Here is a 17941-nt window from a genome sequence, read left to right on the forward strand (position 1 = left end):
ATCGGCATTTCTAAAATATCGGCATATGGAATATTGAGGTCTATTTCAAGACTTGCAAGCAGTATCTGAAATATACGAAGGAATGCCAAAGCACATCTTTTGATTCGCTGACAGCACACCTTGCCATAGCCAATGTCAGGTATATGATGCTTAGCGTGTTCCAGAGGGCAAACACAGATCACCGATCGCTCGGAGAACTGTTCTACCTGTATGTCCAGGAAGTAGCGGAAATAACCTTTGACCATTCTATGCGACTGATCATGATTGCACTGCTTTCAACCGTCAAAGAGTTCTTTGCGCTCACTGATGCTCAAATGGCAGGGTTTGTACAGCAATTCATCAACAACCTGCCAAACTATCTGAAAGCGCCCTTAGAGGCCTGCGCGGAGCAGTTGTCGGCGGCATAATGGTATTTTTGCGCCGCAAACATTGTAAACACTGAGTTTCACGCCCTTTTGGGTGTGGGAAGTATTAGTTACTGTAGAAGATTATATGCAAACAGTACAAGATTTACGATTTCCTAAGAGAAGTGAAATGAGGGAGTTTGGTAAGGTTTATAACAGGAAAGAAGATGTATATATAAAGATTCGTGTAGAATTATTTGGATTGTATGGAAATCCAACGACCTTTATAATGTCATTCCATTTTGCTGAAAAATCATTTACACCTGATATGTTTCCATATCGAAAGAAATAGGGGGTATTTTCATGGAAATGAAGGTTTTGAAAAGCGAAAATAAACTATGTACATGTTGTATGGAAGAGCATGAGGTAAAAACCGTCCTTGTCAAAGAACAGGCAACCTATAAAAATCGAAAAATTAATTATGAGGCTTCTTATATGTATTGTGATACTGCAGATGAGTTATATATGGATGAGCATCAAATGCAGGATAATGATCTTAAAATGAAGAATTCATATCGAAGGGCTGAAGGTCTTTTAACCTCCGAAGACATTTGCAATATTCGCGGTAAATATGGTATTACCCAGAGCGACCTATGTATATTACTTGGATGGGGTGGCAAGACAATAACAAGATATGAGAGCCATCAAGTTCAAGATAAAGCACATGATACAATCCTGAAAAAACTGGATCGGGATCCGGAGTGGTTTTTATCATTACTAAAAGACTCAAAGGATAATTTGACGGCGGAGGCTTACCAAAAATATTTAAATGCGGCAACTTTATTATATGAATCAGATCAGGATCTGTATCTAAGAAAAGCAATTGAAGCAAGTTATGTGAGGTTTCAGGGCAATACGCTTTTTCAGGGTAATACAGATTTGTCTCTGGATAAAGTAGTTGATGTTATCAGATATTATGCATCGTCATTTAAAATTTCAAATCTATTCAAAGTAAAATTAATGAAGCTAATGTGGTATGCAGATGCACTTTCCTATAAACAAAGAGGCTTCGCTATTACCGGATTGGTATATAAAGCTTTTCCAATGGGAGCTGTGCCGGTGGCGCATAATTTCATAATTGATCTCAAAGATGTACCTTGTGAAGAAGTGGATTTAGGGGAGACATACGCATATCACTTCAGTTTAAGCGGAGAGTCAGAATTTCCGGCTCTATCAGAAGATGATAAAAGAATTCTGGATATAGTGATCGAAAAACTTGGTGGAATGTCTAAGGATGAAATAGTAGCTTTTATGCATAGGGAACAAGCATATATTGAAACTGCACCCAGAGACGTTATTTTATTTAAATATGCAGATAATCTGCAAATATAAAACTCCCTCCGGGGAGACTACCGAATATGTCGGTAGTCTCCCCGGAGGGAGTTTTTTTGCCCAAAATTCAAAAAATCAAAAATTTTTCAAATTTTTTTGAAAAAGTGAAACCTTATTGAAATCTCACGTGTCTATGTATATGTAACCAATAAAAAACATTTTAATTCAAAGGAGAACAATTATGTACATTATCGATTTTTTCAAAAAAGTAGCAAGAAAGTCTAACATCCCCGTAATCATTTATTTAGTGCTCAACACACTGATCATAACATTCGTGTTCTATTTCTTCGCATGTGCCAATACTGAGTTCAATCCAATGGTAATCATTTTCGGTATCATGGCTTACATGATTTCACTCATGATAGCTCTTTCCCCGTTTGGAGAATGGGTTCTGAGATTTCAGACAGGCTGCCATAAGATAAAAGATGAAGAACAACTTGCATATATCGAGCCGATATTCAGAGAAGTATACAGAAATGCACAACGTCTTGATCCTGAGGTACCGGATGATGTTGAACTCTTCATCAACCATGATCAGGTTCCAAATGCATTTGCAACAGGAAGAAAAACTATATGCATAACAGAAGGACTTCTCCAGATGCCGGTAGGCCAGATAAAGGCAACTCTCGCTCATGAGTTCGGCCACCTGGCACATAAAGATACCGACCTCATCCTTGTGGTTTGTGTAGGAAACATGATCGTAAGCGGAATAATCCTTGGAATAAGAATATTTATCGAAATACTCCACATCGTTTTAAGTATTGTCTCAATAATCTGGGGCGGATCAGAAGGATTAACTGCTAGAATTGCTTCTGCTGTATATCACCTGTTACTGTCTGTTTCTGTATCAGTACTTTCATATGCATGGACAAAGCTTGGTATCCTGCTTGTAATGAAGTCAAGTCGTGAAAATGAGTTTGAAGCAGATGAGTTCGCTTACGATCTTGGATATGGAAATGAGCTTTGTGCACTTCTCAGCACTATAAAGGGAACTCCTTCAACAGGTTTATTTGCAAATCTTGCAAGCAGCCATCCCGATAATGAACTGAGAATCCAGAGACTTCAGGAACTGAGATGAACCCCTAAGGATTTGTTATTTATATATAAGTAAGCAGAAAAGACTATGGATTTAACCGTGAAAGTATATCAATTATATTTATTTAGGTTTAGAATCATAGAAAAACGGATTGCTATATATTTACATATTAATTTAAATTTTTAATGCTGTTCACATTATTTATAGCCATTTCGCAAATTATAAGAAGAACATAAAAGGATATAGAAGTATGACTAATGAAGAAATAGTCCTGGAATTACAACAGGGCAATAAAGAGAATTTTGGGCTTTTATATGAAAACACTATAAATTATTCCTTATGCGTGGCAAGAAAGTATCTCGGTAACAGAGATATGGATGTGGATGATGTAATACAGGATTCCTATGTTTCAGCTCTTAAACATATCAATGAGCTTGAAGATCGTACAAAATTCGATAAATGGCTGGGAAGGATCATCGCTCACAGGGCTTTGAACTGGAAGAGAGATAAACTTTCAAAGGTTTACGAGCTTACCATAGATGATGATGAAGACCCCATGGATTTTAAGGATGACCGTGTTGACTATAATCCCGCATTGGTCGTAGATAAAAAAGCCACAGCTGAGATAGTTAATGGTGTCTTATCCGAGATTCCCGAAGCACAAAGGGATGTTCTCATCATGTACTATGGGCAGCAGTATTCTATCAAAGAGATATCAAACATAGTCGGTAAACCCGAGAATACCATAAAGACATGGCTTAGGCGCGGAAGACAGAATGTAGAAGCCCACAAGCAGGATTTCATAAAGCAGGGTATCACACTTACAGGTATTTCTGTATTTGTACTTATCAGATCCATGTTCGATACAGATACAGCTATGGCTATGCAGATGGGAAGATCAGCATTTACTTCTGTCACAGCGGCAAAGATTCTGGCTGAATTATCGTCAGGATCGGGTGCTGCCGCCGGAGCAGCAACAGCCGGATCAGCAACCTGTGCAGGAGCTGCCACCACCGGAACAACTTCAGCAGGAGCAGGAGTCGCTTCAGGAATAGGCACAGCAATTTCAGGAGAAGCGGGATCAGTAGCCGCAGTCGGTGCAGCCGCTGCAACAGGAATCGGTGCGGCTGCCATGGGAGCTGCCGGTGCGACTGCCGTGGGTGCCGTAGGTGCAGCCACGGCCGCTGCTGCAACAGGTGCAGGTGCAGCCGCAGGCGCAGCGACTGCCGGAGGAGCAGCTATTTTAACGAAAGTTATAATTGGCGTTGCCGCTGCGTCGGTAATTGGCGTAGGAGCTTATGAAGTATCGGATACCTTTTTGAATGAACCCGAGGATGTGATTGAGACTACTATAGCATCAGAAGAAACTGAGGCAGAAGATACATTTACAGAAACCACAGTGGCAGAAACTGTTCTCGAAGAAACATCCACCGAAATTGAAGAACGAATTGAGCTTGATATAGATACACTGGTTTCTGAAATCAATGAGAATGTAGAGTACACAATTAACGATTTTCTTGGTCCCGGTTATTCAGATTATTCTATTTATTATGACAATTCACCGGATCCATGGGGACAATATGACAGCAACTTACAAGCTTCAACTTTTACATTAAAAAATGGGATAGTGGTGGAGAATACTGTTGGTGATTCTGTAGAGTCGGAATATGACGATACTGTTACATGCTACCATTTGAATCCCGATATCTCTGATAAAGCAGAGAACGGACAAAATCCTGAGGATACTACAATTTACGTGCTTGGATGGCGGCCCATTGGCGAAGAAGATTATAATGATAAGTATGAAGTATATCTTTATGATGGCAAAATCATTCGAATATCAATAAACGAAAGTATAGTTAAAGATTATCCTTTTGGAGAAGATATAAAGACTGTACATGATGAATACACTGATGAGTTCGGAAATATACTTGAATTAGCATTTCCGGGTGCTCTGGGAATAGATCATGATCCGTCTTGGATATACTACTCTTCATCAGGAAAAGAAGATATCTCATTTGATGGAACCAGATATCACATAAGAGGTCTTTACCAAGGTAAAAGCTATACCAAGGATGAATATGAAGATGTCATTCTCGACTCCGCTACTCAAATTATCAAATCAGAGAAATTTAATCCTAATAAATCATTGCCAAATTATCATGACGGTGATACTGCCATTCAATGGTTTGAGAGATTTTATAACGAACCTGATGAGAATGATTCATATGCATACAATATTTACACGGTGAAAATTTCAGATAATCATATAGATGCAATTTCTAACGTTAAGGTTCGATGAATTATAAAAATAAATGAGAGGTAATACCGTATGAGAAATACCAGATTAATAGTATCAACTATTTTGGCAATTTCAGCAGCGACAGTTGTCGGTGGGTGCATGAACAATGTACCAGATCCGGCAACTACTGAAACTAAACCTGAAACTGTAATCGAAACATCGGAAATGCCGGAGACAACCACAGAGGAAACAGCAGTGCCGCAGGAAACAACTGAAGAAGCTACAACAGAGGCAGAGACAGAAGCTGTTTAGGAGAAAACATCTGCTGAAAATGCAGCAAACATTGGACTTGATATAGAAGCGTTGGTTTCTGAAATTAATAAAAATGTTGAATACACAGATTCTCATCGCGATGAATATCGAGAGTATTCCGGTGACAATTCAGCAGACCCATGGGGACAATATGACAGTGGTTTACAGGGTGAATCTTATTGGGTAAAAGACGGTATAGTAGTCCTGAATACCATATCTGCCGGGGATGACGTAAGATGCTTCCATTATAATCCTGATATTTCCGAAAAAGCAGAAAACGGACAACATCCGGAAGATTCAGCTATCTATGTAGAAGGAACTGTTTACTATGGAATGGATGATTTTGTTCAATATGGAGTATATCTTCACGATGGCAGGATCATCCGTGTCTCAAAGGATGGAAGTTTTTTGAATGATTATCCTGAAGGAGAAGATATAAAGACCGTCAGAGAAGAATATCGGGATGTTGACAATGATGAATTTGGACATTTACTTGAAATGGCATTTCCGGGTGCTTCAGGAATAGATCATGATCCATCGTGGATGTACGTTATGCCGACTGATAATAGTAATGTCTCTTTTGATGGAAGCAGTTATCATATCAGAGCATGTGGCTACTATGATGATTATGACCGGAGAACTTTCAAAGAATATATTCTGGATTCTGATACAGAAATTGATTTAACTTCTGATTATTATCGTCCAAACTATGAGGACGGTGATACAGCATATCAGTGGTTCACGAGATACTTTAACAGCTCAGAATTCACTCCTAATAGGGACTGTTACGAAATTAAAGTTAACGGAAATCATATTGATGCTTTTCGATCTGTAACAAGCGCCTACTGGTAATGATTTCTCACTGATTATTTTGAAACACCGGTTGTGTTAATCAATGTAAAAAATCACATGGCTACCATGGAAAACGAGGATTATACATTATGAGAAGACTAAGATTAGCAGTATCCACAATTCTTGCTGTTGCAGCATTCGGATTTACTGCTATGGCAGGAACATGGAAGAAAGAAACCGGGGGCTGGCGGTATTATGAAAGAAACGGTTCTTATCCAAAGAACTGCTGGAAATGGATAGACGGAAATCTTGACGGCATTTCAGAGTGCTACTATTTTGACGAAGACGGTTACTTGCTTGTCGATACAGTTACACCAGGCGGCGCTCGTGTGGATGCAAACGGTGCATGGCTTGTAGGCGATAGACCCCGTACCAGGGTAGGAACATTATATAAAGAAACTCCCGAAGTATTTCCAAGTAAAATTAATACTGAAAGTTGGACAGTATTAAACTTTAATAACAAATATATAAGCTTTGACGGAAACAGCTACCATATAATAGCTTCCACCATTGGCTTTAACTATAATCCGGATTCCTATGTACATATCATTGATGCGGCAAACAGAAGCACATATATCCTGGATAAAGATACCGTATTCGATTTTCGGTATACGGATCCAAAAGTTTATATCCCTGATTATCACGCAGGTGAGACAGCTTTTCAGTGGTTTACACGCCTATACAATAACGGTTCTTTATATCTTGATAATTATTTCAGAGTAAAGATAAGCGATAATCATATCGATGCTTTCACCGATATCACACATTAATATCCGTATGCAGCTGCCGGAGAGTAATTAACTCTGGCACCTGCACTTATTTATGCCTAAAAATCTCCAATAAATTTTTTCCAAAAAGTGAAACCTTTTTGAATTTCCATGTGTCTATATAAATGTAAGCAATAAGAAACACCTTATTTTCAAGGAATAATGAGAGGTTAAACAGTATGAAAAACACAAAATCAATCATAGCGAGATCATTCGCAGCAGTTCTTGCAGCATCAATGTCAATCACTTCTTTCGCAGGCACACGTTTGGATGGAGTCTGGGGAGAATGGAAAAATAACGAAAACGGCTGGTGGTGGGAGAATGTTGATAAATCCTACCCGATTAATCAGTGGGTATGGCTTGACGGTAATGGCGATAACATTGCCGAGTGCTATTACTTCGATGAAAACGGCTATATGGCAGTAAACAGAGAAATCGGGGGTTATCTGGTTAATGCTGACGGCCAGTGGGTAGATAACAACGGTACTATACAGAAAACCGCTGTTAAAGGCGAAAACTCAGGTAATTATGAAAATAAAAAAACGGATATAGAGGATGATGAAACATTCTCAGATGATAACGATTCCGTAGAAATAGTAACTAAAAAAACAAAAACCAAGAAACAAAAAGATGCTGAAGCGAAAAAGAAAAAAGCTGAATCAAAGAAAACCACATCCACAAGTAAGAAAAACCAAAACACAGACTCTGATTCGGACAACACAGCCCCTTCCGAAGATTTCGAGCTGGATACAGACTCAATAAAAGAATTAATGAGGAGTTACGAGTCTACTCAGATAGTTCCGGATACTTATGATGATCACGAAAAGTTACAAGAGATGATAGATGCAGTAAATATCATCCGTAGAGAAAATGGTCTTGATGAATATGAGATAGATGATGACATCATGAAAGCCTGTGAAATAAGAGCTCAGGAGTTAAGTGTAAAATTTGGACATTGGAGACCGGATGGCACCTCTGCTCATACAGCAATTGATGAAATTTCAGGCAGATACAGACCATGTTGTGAAAACATTTATACCGGTAAGAAATCACCTGTAAAAATTGTAAATAGTTGGTATTCATTGGAAGGCCACAGAAACGTTTTATTAAGCTCTACTCATAATCATATCGGCGTTGGTCACGCAAAAGTTGATGGTAAAGATTATTGGGTTCTGCTTGTTACACACTAAGGTCTGAAATGTCCCTGTGACATAGCTCATCTTAAAAAATTACTTTTTCAAATATAACGGAAAATTATAATTTAAATTATCCGAAAGTGAAACCTTTTTGAAATACCAAGTGTCTATATAAATGTAAGCAATTAAAGTTACCGGATATAAACTAAAAATGTGAGGTTAAACAGTATGAAAAAAACAAAATCAATCATAGCAAGATCTTTCGCAGCAGTGCTTGCCGCATCTATGGCGATCCCTTCTTTCGCAGGTACCCGTATAGATGGAGTACAGGGTCAGTGGAAGAATGACGGAACCGGCTGGTGGTGGCAGAATGCCGATTCATCCTACCCGACCAATCAGTGGGTATGGCTTGACGGTAATGATGATACCATAGCTGAATGCTACTACTTTGATGAAAAAGGCTACATGGTTGTAAACAGTGAAGTCGAAGGCTATAAGATCAATGCCAACGGCCAGTGGGTTGATGCGAGCGGAAACATTCAGACAAAGGCAGTTAATGCTGTTTCAAATGCTGCAGCAATCCAGGGAAGTGCAAGTACAACATCAAATAATGGTTATATTTCACATGCAGATCTTTTCGATTCAAATCTTCCTGCTCATGAATTTAACGCTCTACAGGAAAAGTATCTTGCTCAGACCACTGATAACTGGAGAGATTACCTTTGTTATAGTTACCTGCCTGAGTGGGCGTTAGAAAAGTATGAAGAAGAGGGCGCCCATATTTACTGGAACGGTGAAAAAAAAGAGATGACAGTTGAATGGCCGAATGGAAGACCGGGCGAAAATGATAATGAAGGCGAAATCGAGGTCACAGACGACGATTCCCACGTTTCTGATGAAATATTATCCGTTATTGATGACTTCAAGGATACTTACTCGATAAACGGCCGTTCCGACATCGAAAAAGAGCTGTTGATACTTATGTACATAGCAAGAAATTGCAGGTACAACCTTGATAGTGACAGACCTCATACCGCAGAGGGCTGTCTGCTGGATGGTGAAGCTGTCTGTGACGGATACGCAAAGGCATTTAAGCTCATGGCACAGGAGTGCGGATTAGATGCAAAGTTCATACATAACAAACGCCATGCATGGAATATGGTTAAGATCAACGGCAACTGGTACCATGTAGATGCAACATATACAGATAAAGATGGGTCTAATCTTGAAAAATATTGGGGAGAAGAAGACATTAACCTCGAAGACGTCAATCTTTCTGATGAAAATAGCAAGAAATTATACGGTCATAGCAAATGGGAAGACGTTGGTGTCACAGCTCCAAAAACATACAAAAGATCAAAACTTGAGGAAGTGAAACAGCAGCTTCATGATGAGTTTTTCGTGACCCAGGATGAACTGGATGCCATTGAAGAACGTAAGGAAGAGGAAAAGAAGCAGGAAGAAAAAAAGGAACTTGAAAAAAAGAATAAAAAGTGGAGAAAAAAGCATAATGAATTAATGAAACGTGATGGCGAATTGTATGATGAAATTAAAAAACTTAGGGAGGAATTTAGTAAGGCGGAAGAAAATGAAAAAGAAAGTATAAATCAGAAAATAGAAGATCTCCTGGAAAAGAGAGAGGAAGTAATGCATAAATGCCAGGAGATAGATAAAGAAGCAAGAGAAGGAGGTTATGATTGGGTCTGATGATAAAAACCAATACCGGCACAGAAAAGAACTTAAACATTGATCTGAATATCGATACGCTGGTTTCTGAAATCCAGTCAACGGTAAAGTATACCGATGATCACTTTAAGGATTATCCGTTATTTCATGATGGATCTGCAGACCCATGGGGACAGTATAACACCGGATTACATCAGGAAGCTTTCTGGAAGAACAAAGGTATAGTCGTCAGAAACTCAATCTTTAACTGTGACTTTGACGGCGTGTGGTGTTATCACTCAAATCCGGATATAAATCCCGGAGCAAAAAACGGGAATAATCCTGAAGACAGCATGATCTTTGTTAATGCAGGCCTCTTTATGGGACATGACGACCCTTATGATGAGTATGAGCTTTACCTTCATAAGGGGAAGGTCATTCAGGTTATGAAGGATGGTTTTGTATTGAAAAGCTATTCCAACGGAGAAGAGATCAGAAATGTCTACGACGAATATAAGGACGACTGGGGGCGCTTGCTTCGTTTGGCATTCCCGGGAGCCCTTGGTGTAAATACCGCCTCTTCATGGGAAAGCATCACCGTTCAGTTCAAAGACAGAAATGATGATATGTTTGACGGAACCGGATTTATCCTGAGAGCATATGACAGGGATTATGTGCTTGATGACGATACAATCCTTGAAACATCAAATGAAGATTTCTTTTTACCTTATCATGAAGATGATGATACGGCAGTACAATGGTTTGCACGATACTTAAATACAAAATATGCCGGCTATGATAATTATTTTGTAAAATTCACCGAAAATCATATTGATAAGATTCTCCGGGTCTACTGGTGGAGTTGATATACGGTTAGTGCTATTATAGCTACTATAGGGTAGTAATAAAAAAAGGGTAACAGTTCAGCAGGTGGACGGGCTGGTGGTCCACTTGCTGAACTGTTACTGAAAAGGAGAAAACTATGAAAAAACTCAAAAAGAAAATGCTTATAATTCTTTCGGCTTTAGGCATCGGATGTATGATCCCTTCTTTTGCCTCTATGGCACAGGGATGGTCCATGGAAGGTAATGAAAGAATCTATCTTGATGATAATGGTCAGAAGATCACCGGATGGCTTGATTACGAAGGACAGAGATATTATTTTTGGCCTACAAATGGTTATATGACTACAGGCTGGGTTCCTGACAACGGAAACTGGTATTACCTTAAAGATGACGGAACCATGGCAAGAAATGAAACACTGAGATACTACACTTTTGACGCAAACGGCGTTTATACACCGGCTATTCCCATCGCACAGGATCCCGGGGACAGAGGCCATAACTATTATAAAGGACTAAGTGCTGAGCAGGCAGCTGAAGCCGATCTGCATGCCAAGCTTTTAGCATCCCTGGCACTTAATGATCCTCAATGTCATTCACAGTTCGAACAGGTAAGTGTTGCATCAAAACTGGTAAATGAATATCTGTATCGTGGTCCGGTTGATGTTCTTCCGGAAAGCAACTACTATTACCGTTCCCCGTATGGCGTGTTTGTGGCAGGAGACTGGACCTGTGCGGGATGCACAAGAGCACTTGGCAGGGTTCTTGATTTTATGGGATATGACTGGGTTCATGCCAATGAAAACGACTACTATCACCAGTGGGTAATCATCAACATGGATGGATTTGTAGGATATGCAGATGCCCAGGGAGGTTATGTCGGATATGGTGAATATCATCCTATAGTAATTTAAGGGAGACCGGAAAATGAAGAAGATTTATAGAAAAATAAGCGCTGTCGCAGCAGCTCTTTCCATGACTTTTTCAGTCAATGCTTTTGCAAATAACTGGGTTCATGATAACGGAACATTTAAATATATTCAGGCAGACGGAACCTATGCAACAGGATGGACATGGATAGATAATGATTTAGACGGCTATGCAGCCTGTTATTATTTTGATGAAAATGGCATACTTTTCCATGATTTCCAGGATAAAATTGATGATAAATGGCTGAACAGCAATGGCGAGTGGGTCATTGACGGGGTAACTCAGCGTAAGAAGGTATCAGAACCCTACAGCATTCCCTTTGGAACGGAACCATATAACCCGGCTCAGCCTCTAAAAAACTGCATTGATGCATGGGATTTAAGACAGGTTAATCCGTTAAGCCCTGAGCAAAATCCCAGATATCATTGGCACGAAAGCAGCAAGTATTATCGTTCTGACTCGCTGACGTATGTTTATGATAAGCCAATACTTGCAATGCTCACCGGAGAGGATCCTAATGTATCTCCGTATCCGGCTCGAAAAGCGACATATGAATGGCTGGTTAATTGGTTAAATGGCTTTGATTTCATGAATATGTCCGAAGAAGAGAGATATAACGAAATAGTCAAGGTTTTACACACAATCACTATAGATCCGGAGGCCAAAAGCTCTGAGCAGGGAGAAATCTGGGAGAAATCGGATCCCTTTGACCCGAACACAATTGATGATGATTTTTATTACCGCACTCTTATAAATAAACGCTCTGACGTGGCTGGCGTATTGTTCACAACAGAATTGTTGTGCAAGGTTTTAGGCCTTGTATGTGATGTCGATTATTTGGATCATGACACATGGATACGAACAGGTAATGAATGGCATTACATATCTTACGGGAATGACGATTCCAAGCATGCAGTAGCCAGTAGTGAGGCCGGTCTTTACACCAGAAGAGCAGCCGGGAAAAGTTATGAAACCAGATATTATCTTTTCAAAAAATTCATTGAAAGACATGGTGGTTCATACGACTTAGAAGATGAGTATTTTACGAATATAGCCAAATGATGTCGTACTTCTTTTCAGAGATTATAAAAGCGGTCGGTGCTCATGGGCACCGGCCGCTTAATTCTACCATTCTTGAAAAGTAAGCAAGGTCTGCGAAGTCAGTCTCGGAAAGTCTGCAGGAACTGCTTGTATTGCTGGCAAAAATGATATACCCACCCTTTTGTGCCAGAGTCATATGATACACCACCAGAACACGCAGGTTATTTTCCACCATAAACGAGGCAAACCTCGGATAGTTCTCCCTTTGCAGATCAAACATGTTGACTACTTTAAGGGGATAGGTATCAAACATAGGGTGAAAATCCTCAGGAACAGTAGATGAAAAATCCAGGCCGGCATTTTCAAATCTATGCCCGCCATCATCATCTGCGATCTTTTTAAGCCCGAAAGAAGTTGAAAGACTTTCATCACCAAGGAAGAATATCTCATCCAGGTTATAGGTGATCAGCATCTTTTCAAGTGCAGCATTTAACGAAAGGTTCCTTTTCATCATGAACTTATCCATAAGCCCCATGATAAGATCACTCTTTTGATTATTGATGAGCATGTGCTGAGCAATGGTCATAACCTTGCCGTCATACAGGATGTTTCCGTGGACATGAGGAGTGTAGATGATGTAGCGATCCTTACCCTTTGTCTTTGCAAGATAAAGCATCTTGTCCGAAATCTGGAACATGCTGTCATAATCTTTTGCATTATCAGGGAAAAGTGCTCCGCCCATTGAGATCGTAACGGTCTTGTTCTCTTTTTCATCCATGTATTTCTCACGGATCTCGTATCTTATCCCCCTTAAGATCTCACGAAGTTCAGGTTCTGTGTTGACCTTTTCCAGAACAAGCATAAACTCGTCACCGCCGATCCTTCCGACAACGCCCTTGTCACCTACGTGCTTCTTTGCAGCCTTTGCCACTTCTATGATCACATTATCTCCCATCATGTGCCCGAAGGAATCGTTAACCGATTTGAAATTGTCGATATCCATCAGGAAAAAATAAAAATGTTTGGGAGGAGACTTCTGCATAAGGTTCTGGGCATACTCAATGATGGCACTCTTGGTGTAGACACCGGTCATCTTGTCATAACTCTCTTTCTCGACATCGGCCTTCATGGATTGTATATCAGAAATATCCATCTTGATGTTGTCATCGGGTTTCACAGATTTTTCTATAGTTGCTGCAACCCAGGAAAGATCTCCGTTATTATTCCGTACTCTAAAGCATGACAGTACCGACCGTCCCGGCACTATGCCATGTACAGCATCTCTGAGACTACTAAGATCCGTGGATGGAACGATCATATCAAGATTCTTTACGCTCCCATGACCTATGTACATAATAAAACTCTTGCTGCAGTCCAGAATATTCAGGTTTTCATCAATCTCAACAAAATAACTCATGAATTTTCCCTTATTGAGGTCTCTTACCCATACATTTAGAAAATGATGCAGATCATCGACAGCAGATCCTGCCGACGGCAGCGGTTATCACTTGCTTCTTTACGTAATTAAGTATAATTATACCATGTCCGGAAAAGATATAAAATGTGTTGTAAGCAGATGTTGATTTATTTTACACATTATTTCTGATTTTTTATATAATGATATAAGCGCGAAACGAGCTTATATCGACTTTCGCAGTCACTAAACAAATCATCGTAAAAAGGAGCAATCATGGTTAAACACGTTATTTTATGGACATTCAAAGATGAGCTGTCAGCAGAGGAAAAGGCACAGGCAAAAAAGGAGATAAAGGAAGGACTTGAATCCCTCAAGGGCAAGATCCCCGGAACCATAGATATCAGGGTTTATATCAATGGACTCGCTTCCTCCAGTGCTGACTTTATGCTGGATTCAAGTTTTGATAATGAAGATGCCCTCAAGGCATATGCAGCACATCCTGATCATGTGGCTGTTGCTAAAAATCTCATAGTTCCGAGAGTAAAGCTCAGAGACTGTCTCGACTTCGAAATCTGATAATCATTAGGTCTCTACAGAGAAGATGATACTACACTTTTCTGCAGGGACATTTGTGTATTGAAAATAAAATACGATTTTATGGTATATTTATGCATAAAAAGTGCTATAATCATTCCTAAATGTTTATTTATACGGAGGTATATGCATGCCACAGAGAACAGATATACACAAGATCCTTATCATAGGTTCAGGTCCCATCGTCATCGGACAGGCCTGTGAGTTCGACTACTCAGGAACCCAGGCCTGCAAAGCACTTAGAAGCCTTGGATATGAAATCGTTCTTGTAAACTCAAATCCTGCCACCATCATGACAGACCCTGAAATGGCGGATATCACATACATTGAGCCCCTGAATGTAAAGAGAGTGGAGCAGATCATCGCAAAGGAGCGCCCGGATGCATTGCTCCCGAATCTTGGCGGTCAGTCAGGTCTCAACCTTTGCTCAGAGCTTTATAAGGAAGGCATTTTGGATAAGTACGGCGTTAAGGTAATCGGCGTACAGGTGGATGCCATCGAGCGCGGAGAGGACCGTATCGAGTTCAAGGAGACAATGAATAAGCTTGGTGTGGAAATGGCCAGAAGTGAAGTTGCTTACAGCGTAGAGGAAGCACTGAAGATAGCTGACGAGCTCGGTTACCCCGTTGTACTTCGTCCTGCCTATACCATGGGCGGCGCAGGCGGCGGTCTCGTTTACAACCGTGATGAGCTTAAGACAGTTTGTGCAAGAGGTCTTCAGGCCAGCCTCATTCACCAGGTTCTGGTAGAGGAGTCCATCCTCGGATGGGAAGAGTTGGAACTTGAGGTTGTCCGCGACAAGGACAATAACATGATCACCATCTGCTTCATTGAAAATGTTGACCCCGTAGGCATTCACACCGGTGACTCCTTCTGTACGGCACCTTTCCTTACCATTTCAAAGGATCTGCAGGATGAGCTCCAGAGACAGGCTTACAAGATCGTCGAGCATATCGGAGTTATCGGCGGTACCAATGTTCAGTTCGCCCACGATCCGGTTTCAGACCGTATAGTAGTAATCGAGATCAATCCGAGAACCTCCAGATCCTCGGCTCTTGCCTCAAAGGCCACAGGTTTCCCTATCGCCCTTGTGTCCGCAAAGCTTGCAACCGGACTCACGCTGAGTGAGCTTCCCTGCGGAAAATACGGAACCCTCGACAAATACGTCCCCGACGGAGATTACGTGGTAGTTAAGTTTGCCCGCTGGGCATTCGAAAAGTTCAAGGGTGTTGAAGATAAGCTGGGCACACAGATGCGTGCCGTAGGCGAGGTCATGAGCATCGGAAAGAACTACAAGGAAGCTTTCCAGAAGGCCATCCGTTCTCTCGAGAAGGACCGTTTCGGTCTCGGCTTTGTAAAGAATTTTAACGACCTTTCAAAGGATGAACTCCTGAAACTCCTCATCACACCTTCAAGCGAAAGGCATTTCATCATGTATGAAGCCCTTCGTAAAGGCGCAACCGTAGATGAGATCTTCGAGCTCACAAAGGTCAAGAAATACTTCATCGAACAGATGAAAGAGCTAGTGGATGAAGAAGAGGAGCTTCTTAAAAACAAGGGTAATGTTCCTTCCGACGAGGCACTCACTCAGGCTAAAAAGGATGGCTTCTCAGATAAGTATCTTGCGAAGATCCTGGAGGTTTCCGAAGACGATATCAGAAACCGCCGTGAAGCAATCGGCGTTACGGAAAACTGGGATTCCGTTCATGTAAGCGGAACAGAAGACAGCTCTTACTACTACAGCACCTACATCGGACAGGATAACGACCAGGTTAATTCCGATCGTCCTAAGGTTATGATCCTTGGCGGCGGACCTAACCGTATCGGACAGGGCATCGAGTTCGACTACTGCTGTGTACACGCTGCACAGTCACTTAAGAAGCTCGGTTTTGAAACCATCATAGTAAACTGTAACCCGGAGACTGTTTCCACTGACTATGACACCTCCGACAAGCTTTACTTCGAGCCCCTCACCCTTGAGGACGTTCTCAGCATTTACAGAAAGGAAAATCCTGTTGGTGTCATTGCCCAGTTCGGAGGACAGACACCGCTTAATCTTGCAGACAGCCTGAAGAAGAACGGCGTAAAGATACTGGGAACCACTCCGGAAGTCATCGACCTTGCAGAGGACCGCGATCTTTTCCGCGCAATGATGGATAAGCTTGGCATTCCGATGCCTGAAGCAGGAATGGCTACAACCGTGGAGGAAGCATTGGACAACGCACACAAGATCGGATACCCGGTTATGGTTCGTCCTTCCTTCGTACTTGGCGGCCGCGGCATGGAAGTGGTTTACGACGACGAAAGTCTCCGTGACTATATGAATGCTGCCATCGGTGTTACACTGGACAGGCCTATACTCATTGACCGTTTCCTTAACAATGCTATGGAGTGCGAAGCTGATGCCATAAGTGACGGAACCAATGCTTATGTTCCGGCGGTTATGGAGCACATCGAGCTTGCGGGTATACATTCAGGTGACTCAGCATGCATAGTGCCTTCAAAGCACATTCCGGAGGATAATCTGGAGACCATAAAGGAATATACAAGAAAGATAGCGGAAGAGATGCATGTTGTTGGACTTATGAACATGCAGTACGCCATCGAAAACGGAAAGGTTTATGTGATTGAGGCAAACCCGAGAGCATCGAGAACAGTGCCTTTGGTTTCAAAGGTATGTGGCATAAGTATGGTTCCTATCGCCGTGGATATCATCACTGGCGAAATAACCGGAAGACCTTCACCGGTGCCTGCATTAACCGATAAGAACATTCCTTATTACGGCGTAAAGGAAGCTGTGTTCCCGTTCAACATGTTCCCTGAGGTTGATCCTATCCTCGGACCGGAGATGCGTTCTACCGGAGAGGTTCTGGGACTTGCGAAGACCACAGGTGAAGCCTTCGTAAAGGCGGAGGAAGCTGCCAAGGCAGAGCTCCCTTCCGAGGGCACAGTTCTTATTTCCCTTAACACCAAGGATCACGCTTACGCAGCGGAACTTGCAGAGCTTTACTCAGAAGCAGGCTTCAACATCGTTGCAACCGAAAACACTCATAAGCTTATTACCGAAGCAGGTATCCCTGCAGAAAAGGTTAAGAAGCTTTACGAGGGCCGTCCGAATATCATGGACCTTATCACCAATGGAAACATTGACCTGGTGATCAATTCACCTATCGGCAAGGACAGCGTCCATGATGACAGCTACCTCCGTAAGACCGCCATCAAGGCAAAGGTTCCATACATCACCACTGTTGCCGCAGCAAAGGCCGCAGCCGAAGGCATCAAGTTTGTCCGGGACAACGGCGATGACGGCATCATGTCACTCCAGGAATGGCACAAGTCAATACAGTAAATAACAAGAGCCGGAGGGAAAA

General features: G+C 41.5%; 16 protein-coding genes. 14 read left to right on the forward strand and 2 right to left on the reverse strand.

Features of this window, described 5'->3' with window-relative positions; translation table 11 throughout:
- The coding region (locus tag T357_RS21610; RefSeq protein ID WP_207641207.1) for a hypothetical protein at positions 1-245 on the reverse strand (245 nt) is incomplete at its 3' end.
- 15 nt (positions 246-260) lie between these two features.
- Here T357_RS21610 and T357_RS21230 point away from each other — a divergent pair.
- From T357_RS21230 to T357_RS20425, 12 genes are all read left to right on the forward strand, one after another.
- Positions 261-407: a hypothetical protein gene (locus T357_RS21230; protein ID WP_155991444.1), complete on the forward strand. Its 147-nt coding sequence runs from the start codon at positions 261-263 to the stop codon at positions 405-407.
- A gap of 300 nt (positions 408-707) precedes the next feature.
- Positions 708-1736 carry a type II TA system antitoxin MqsA family protein gene (locus tag T357_RS0113090; protein ID WP_049962423.1) on the forward strand — a complete coding sequence of 343 codons (1029 nt, stop codon included), beginning with the start codon at positions 708-710 and terminating at the stop codon, positions 1734-1736.
- 181 nt (positions 1737-1917) lie between these two features.
- Entirely contained in the window at positions 1918-2814 is an 897-nt protein-coding gene (locus T357_RS0113095) for a M48 family metalloprotease (protein ID WP_031553472.1), read from the forward strand.
- 208 nt (positions 2815-3022) lie between these two features.
- Entirely contained in the window at positions 3023-5074 is a 2052-nt protein-coding gene (locus tag T357_RS0113100) for an RNA polymerase sigma factor (protein WP_031553475.1), read from the forward strand.
- Positions 5075-5104: 30 nt separating this feature from the next.
- The gene (locus T357_RS0113105) at positions 5105-5326 is read left to right on the forward strand and encodes a hypothetical protein (protein ID WP_031553477.1); all 222 of its coding nucleotides are present in this window, start codon (positions 5105-5107) and stop codon (positions 5324-5326) included.
- Positions 5327-5377: 51 nt separating this feature from the next.
- Positions 5378-6178, forward strand: coding sequence for a hypothetical protein (locus tag T357_RS0113110; RefSeq protein WP_031553480.1), 801 nt, complete (start codon positions 5378-5380; stop codon positions 6176-6178).
- Between the two features lie 89 nt (positions 6179-6267).
- Positions 6268-6948 carry a hypothetical protein gene (locus T357_RS20410; protein WP_049962424.1) on the forward strand — a complete coding sequence of 227 codons (681 nt, stop codon included), beginning with the start codon at positions 6268-6270 and terminating at the stop codon, positions 6946-6948.
- A 176-nt stretch (positions 6949-7124) separates the two neighbouring features.
- The gene (locus T357_RS0113120) at positions 7125-8135 is read left to right on the forward strand and encodes a CAP domain-containing protein (RefSeq protein ID WP_031553487.1); all 1011 of its coding nucleotides are present in this window, start codon (positions 7125-7127) and stop codon (positions 8133-8135) included.
- Positions 8136-8309: 174 nt separating this feature from the next.
- Positions 8310-9788: a transglutaminase domain-containing protein gene (locus T357_RS20415; protein ID WP_031553490.1), complete on the forward strand. Its 1479-nt coding sequence runs from the start codon at positions 8310-8312 to the stop codon at positions 9786-9788.
- Entirely contained in the window at positions 9779-10612 is an 834-nt protein-coding gene (locus T357_RS0113130) for a hypothetical protein (protein ID WP_031553492.1), read from the forward strand. Before T357_RS20415 ends, T357_RS0113130 begins: the two co-directional genes overlap by 10 nt.
- Positions 10613-10728: 116 nt before the next feature.
- Positions 10729-11502, forward strand: coding sequence for a hypothetical protein (locus tag T357_RS20420; protein WP_049962425.1), 774 nt, complete (start codon positions 10729-10731; stop codon positions 11500-11502).
- A 13-nt stretch (positions 11503-11515) separates the two neighbouring features.
- Positions 11516-12580: a hypothetical protein gene (locus tag T357_RS20425; protein WP_031553498.1), complete on the forward strand. Its 1065-nt coding sequence runs from the start codon at positions 11516-11518 to the stop codon at positions 12578-12580.
- Positions 12581-12620: 40 nt separating this feature from the next.
- Here the strand turns inward: T357_RS20425 and T357_RS0113145 are convergent, their stop codons facing one another.
- Positions 12621-13976: a GGDEF domain-containing protein gene (locus T357_RS0113145; protein WP_031553501.1), complete on the reverse strand. Its 1356-nt coding sequence runs from the start codon at positions 13974-13976 to the stop codon at positions 12621-12623.
- Between the two features lie 273 nt (positions 13977-14249).
- On the opposite strand from T357_RS0113145, the gene T357_RS0113150 reads away from it, so the two are divergent.
- Entirely contained in the window at positions 14250-14552 is a 303-nt protein-coding gene (locus T357_RS0113150) for a Dabb family protein (protein ID WP_031553504.1), read from the forward strand.
- Between the two features lie 148 nt (positions 14553-14700).
- Entirely contained in the window at positions 14701-17919 is a 3219-nt protein-coding gene (gene carB, locus T357_RS0113155; RefSeq protein WP_031553507.1) for a carbamoyl-phosphate synthase large subunit, read from the forward strand.
- The last annotated feature ends 22 nt before the right edge of the window (positions 17920-17941 follow it).

The organism is Oribacterium sp. FC2011 (assembly GCF_000701645.1).
Classification (GTDB): domain Bacteria; phylum Bacillota; class Clostridia; order Lachnospirales; family Lachnospiraceae; genus Oribacterium.